General features: G+C 73.9%; 2 protein-coding genes. Both read right to left on the reverse strand.

Annotated elements, in window-relative coordinates; genetic code table 11:
* Positions 1 to 241 precede the first annotated feature (241 nt).
* Positions 242 to 817, reverse strand: a complete 576-nt coding sequence (locus tag MXD58_RS19410; RefSeq protein ID WP_248841267.1) for a dihydrofolate reductase family protein — start codon at positions 815 to 817, stop codon at positions 242 to 244.
* An 84-nt stretch (positions 818 to 901) separates the two neighbouring features.
* On the reverse strand, positions 902 to 5,077 hold the full coding sequence (locus tag MXD58_RS19415; protein WP_250609684.1) for a LysM peptidoglycan-binding domain-containing protein: 4,176 nt from the start codon (positions 5,075 to 5,077) through the stop codon (positions 902 to 904).
* Positions 5,078 to 5,165 lie beyond the last annotated feature (88 nt).

The following is a 5,165-nucleotide window of genomic DNA, read 5'->3' on the forward strand; positions in this document are numbered from 1 at the left end:
GGCACGGACCCTGCTCGGCGACGACCTGGTGCCGGTCGACGGTCTGCACGCCGCGCGGCGCGAGCTCGACGCGCGGGCCGAGGACCTGCGCCGGCAGGCGGAACGCCTCCGTCGCGCCACCCGCCGGGTACTCGCCGCACCGGACAGCATCGTCTGACCCGGCGGCCCACCTTCCTGCGCCCCGGCCGGTGAACCTGGAGCCTGCCGTCCGGGCCTGGTCGAGCTGTGTGGCCTGGCGTCGTCAGGCCGTGGCCTGGTAACACAGGTACACCACGCCGCCGGCGAACCTGCGCTCGTCGCGCAAATCCAGCGTGACGCGGGCATCGTCGGGCAGCGACCGGACGCCACCGCCGATCACGATCGGTGTGAGGAACAGGTGGTACTCGTCGACCAGGCCGGCTCGGATGGCATGGCGGGCGAGGGTGGGGCCGCCGATGGACACGTCGCGCTCGGCCGAGGCGACCAGCGACCGGACCGCGGCCGGGTCGAACTCCCGTTCCAGGCGCGTCCGCGGCGCCGTCACGTCGGCAAGCGTCGACGAGTAGACGACCTTGTCGGCCCCCTGCCAGAGCCGGGCGAAGTCGCGCGTCACGGCGTCCGGGTCCGGGTCGCCGGTCGGCGGTCCGGTCGGCATCGTCTCCCAGACGGACATCACCTCGTACATGCGCCGGCCGAGCAGGTGGGTGCCGGTGGGCCGTTCCAGGTCGTTGATGAAGGTGTGGACCTCCTCGTCGGGGGCCGACCAGGAGAAGTCGCCGCCCGCATCGACCACGTAGCCATCGAGTGACGTGATCGCCGTGTAGATCAGCCTGGCCATGTCCTGCTCCTCCGCTCGACGAACCGGCGTTGCCGCCGCGCGGGCATTCTGCCCTGCTTCGCCGGCGGCTCCGCCCGCGGCGGGTCAGCGGCGCGCCCGCCGGAACCCCGGTAGCAGCGTCTGGACCAGCGCGTCGGTCTCTGCCTCGGCACGCCCGCCGCGACGGGTGCCGCTGGTGCTGATCGTCCGATACATCTCGGTCGCCACCGCCTCGAGTGTGCGCCGGTCACCCCTGGCCGCCACCGTGCGCAACAGATCCCGCCAGAGGACCTGCGAGGTCGGTACCGCTCGCAGTCCCGTGCGGCAGGCCGCCATCGCGGTCATCGTGTCGCCGAAGTCGAGCGTGAGCCCGGCGAGGCGGTGGGCCACATCGACGATGCCTGCCCGGGTGCCCCGGGCGATCGGCCCGGCGGTGGCCCAGCGGTAGCGGTCGGCCGGGAGGTTCGTCCACAGCGCACCGCTGACCATGCGCAGGGCGGTCGTCAGGTCCGCCTCGGAGTCGCTGCCGGGCATCTCGGCCCGATGGTTGTACGCGACGAACAGTTCCCAGTCGCAGCGCACCTCGGGGGCGAGCCGCCAGCGGCCCTGCGGATCGATGGCGAGCCTGGGCTGGCCTTCGGCGTCCACTCCCAGCCAGCGCCGCGCCTTCTCCATTGCGGCCGCCACAGCGTCGCTGCCCGCCGGCTCCGCACCGGCGAAGGAGATCTCTTCGGCGAGTTGGTGCCGGTCCGCCCCCTCGCGGTGCAGCGCGAGATACACGACGATCTCGGTGAGGAGCTCGGCGTCGGCGGCCGGCAGCGGCCCGGGCGCCTCCACTGTCGGCACGCCGAGGAGGCGGACCTGCGCCTCGCCGGTGGCCGGCGGCTCCTCGGGCGCCCGCGGCGGTGAAGGCTCCGCCGGCGGGTACGGGTCAGCCGCCCGCGGGATCCGACCGGGGATGGTCGGGTCCCCGTCGGAGTAATGCGTTGCGGCGGGCGGGTCGGCAGCCGGGACCGCTTGCGGGCTGAACGGCGGCGTCGTGGCGGGCTTCGCCTCGTTCGGCGGCGGCACCGGCGGACGAGGCGGGATCGGCCGCGGCGGAGTCGGGACCCGCTCGACCGGCCTGCCATACCGCCCTGGCCCGGCAGGTTGGGCCGCCGCGCCGGGATCTGGGAAGGCGGCTAGGGCTGGCTGCCCGGAACCATCCGTACGCGCGTCCCACGGCACCAGGGATTGCCCGGCTTCCACCGACGGCTCGGGGCCTGAGGCCGGGGTAACACCGGCTTCTCGGTTCGCGCGCATGCGCGGCGTCTCGAAGTACAGCACCGGCGGAACGAGCGGAATGTCGGTGGGCCGGATGAGCGGTCGCCCGGGATGGGACAGCAGGCCGGGGCCGATGTTGGCAGGGTCGTCGTCACTTCCGGCCGAGCTGACCACGGATCCCCGCGCGATCGCCGCCGGACGGACGGACGGCGGTTCCACGGCGGCCGGCTTCAGTGCGGTCGGTGAGAGGGTTCCACCCGGTGGCGGCGCAGCCGGCGGTGGCCCGACCGGCTGGCGTCTTCCGTTGGCGGGCGGCCGGGTCGAGTCCTGGTCCACCTCCGCCGGGTCGGCTGGGTCTGGCCGGGCGCCACTCGACGTGACGGCCGCGGAGGGCACCGGCGCAGCCGCTGGGGGCGGCGAGGGCGGGGGCGTCCACGGCACGACGCCCGGCACCGAACCGCGGATCGCGGGCGGGCGGGTGACATCGTCGACCGGCAGCGGGTTCAGGTGGCCGCCGCCAGGTGTTCCCTCGGGGAGCGGGCGCTCCCCCGCGTCGCCCGGCGCCGGTGGCAGCGCCGCTGGCGCTGCCGGACTTGCGAACTCGTCCATCGGCGCGGTCGGCGGCGGGGACGGGGGCGCATCCCGGAACAGGGCGGCTATCGCTGCGTACTGACCCGGCGTGAGCGACTGTGCCCACACGTCGACGCCGAGGACGCCGAGGGACATGCGGTGGTCCGATTCCACGGTGAACCGCCACTGCGCGGCCCGCGAGTCCCCGATGGTGAGGACGCCGATGGCGTGGCGGCGACCGCGCGCCATCCGGACCAGCCGGTCGGTCTCCTCCTCGCCGGCCGGTTCGGCCAGGATGAGCAGGTCCGGCGCGAGTGCTCCCGGGTTGCCGGCGATGCGTTGACCGGCCTCCAGCGGAAAGTCGTCGCCACCCAGGTGGCCGGCGGCGTCATCCTCTGGTTCGGACAGCTCGTCGAGGGCGGCGGCGGCGCTGGGCGCCGTCCACAGCCGTTCCGGCACGATCGACAGCAGCTCGTCAAGCGCCTCGTCCGGCGGGAACCCGACGAGGCAGACCCGGAGGTCGTCCGACCAGAGGTTGGTCGCGAGCTCGAGTGCCACGGCGATGGCGACCTGCAGCGCGACCGTCCGGTCGCCAAGGATGCTGATCACCCCAGGCGCACCCTCGAGGTCCACGAGGATGCGTGAGCCGGCGTCATCGTGTCCGAAGCTGACCAGGGCGGGGAAAGGCGCGGGGATCTCCTGCGCGGCTGCGGGGCCGTGGTCCTCGAGGAGCTCGGGGATCCGGTCCATCCGCCAGGATCCGTCGATCTCGCCGGCCGCCCATGGCGAAGGCGGCGGCTCGGTCTCCGCCGGCGCCATGTGCAGGATCAGCGTCTGCTCGGTAAGGATGGCCGCGTAGACAGGGGGGAGCAGACGCCCCTGCGTGGTCAGGCCGACGGCGAGCACCCGCAGCGCCCGGTCGACGAATCGTGCTGCCTCGGTGTCCGCTGCGAGGAGGAGTGCCTCTTCCGCGGCGTCGGCCGGTCGCCCGGCGGCGGGCCGGCGTCGCCGGGCCAGTGCCACGAGGACTCCGGCGGCGAGCAGCCCGGCGGAGGTGAACTCGACCGGGTCCAACGCCGGTATCAGTGATGCCTGCGCGAGGTGCGGCGACAGCGGCGGTTCGCCGACGAGTTCCGCCGGGAAGTCGTGATCGATCGGGCCGGCCTGCGCCCGCTCGATCGTCACCAGGTCGGAGCGGGGAGCCACGTGGTCGTCCTCGTCGGTCGCCGACCGCCCGCTCGTCGGTTCCGGCATCCGCATGACGCGCAGCCCGTCGCCCTGCGCGTCAGCCGGGAGCAGGAGCACCCACCCGGCGTGGATCAGGGAGGGCTTGGACAGCGTCCGGCCGTCCGGCTGGGTCCGGCCTTCGTTGAGGTCGAAGATCTCCCGATAACGCAGCCCGTCTCCGAGGAAGCGTTCCGCGATGCCCCAGAGAGTGTCGTGGTGCCGTCCTTCGGCGGGCTGCACCTCGTAGAGCTTCACCACCCGCTCACCCGGCACCAGCTGGCCATGCCGGTCAACCGTCGGGCTGACCAGCTCCGGCGGGTCGACCTGCCAGGCGGGATGCGCCTCGATCTCCTCGTCCCGGAGCGTGGCCTCCACCAGCACCGCGTCGGCGAGGTCATCTCCCGGGTCGCCGTACAGGTCATCGGACGCCTGCGCATCACGGGGATTCGCATCGAAGGCATCGCCGAACGGGTCGTCGTCGGCCGGGATCTCGTGATCTGGCAGGGGTCCGGCACCCGGTGGCGCTGGTATGTCCGGGTGGAACGGAAACGCGTCGGGCGAGGACTCGAACGGGCCGACCGGGTCGCGGAGGACTCCGGGGCCCGCCGCCGTGGTCCAGGCCCGCGGCGCCGAGACCGAGGTGTTTCGCGCCGTCCGTGTGGGCGGGACCGGTGCCGGTGCCTGGTCGGCCGCGGATGGTGGCGCGAGTTGCGGACGGGGTGGAGTCGGGGGAATCGCGCGTGGAACCCCCGCGGATCGGCTCCGTTCCCTGAGTGTCGTCGCCTGACTGTAAGTGACCGGGACGACTAGGGCTGCTGTCCCCGAGAGCAGCAGCGCGGTGACGACCAGCCGCCGGGCCAGGACCTGCGGAATGCCCCCGAGGGGTATTCGCGGAGCGAGCCCACTGCCGCGCAGCTCCGCTCGCCACTCGGTGACAAGGCAGGCGACGAAGTGGAGCCACGCAACCCAGAGGACCAGCGTCAGCACCGCCCGCGCGACGGCGCCACCGCTCCCGCCGCGCTGGATCGGCCCGCCGAGTAGCAGGGCGAGCAGGACGGGCACGCCGAGGACCACGAGGACGATGGCGCCGAGGGCGGCGAGGGCACGCAGACGGTCGCGTGCCCTTTCGTCGGGGCTTCCGGCAGGCAGTGCCTGCCGGCTCGGAACGGCCGTGGTGCCGGGGGCGCCGGTCCCCCCCGACCATCCCGGGCCCCCGGCCACCCCAGCGGGGCCCCGCCACCAGACCCCCCACACACCGATCACTCACCCCACGCGCATGGGACGAACTACGCTCGAGACCACCCCGGGC

Source organism: Frankia sp. AgKG'84/4 (genome assembly GCF_023242965.2).
Lineage (GTDB): Bacteria > Actinomycetota > Actinomycetes > Frankiales > Frankiaceae > Frankia.

Excerpts from the sequence above, each read along its gene's own strand:
- MXD58_RS19410 (WP_248841267.1), bottom strand. The coding sequence starts at position 817 with ATGGCCAGGCTGATCTACACGGCGATCACGTCACTCGATGGCTACGTG.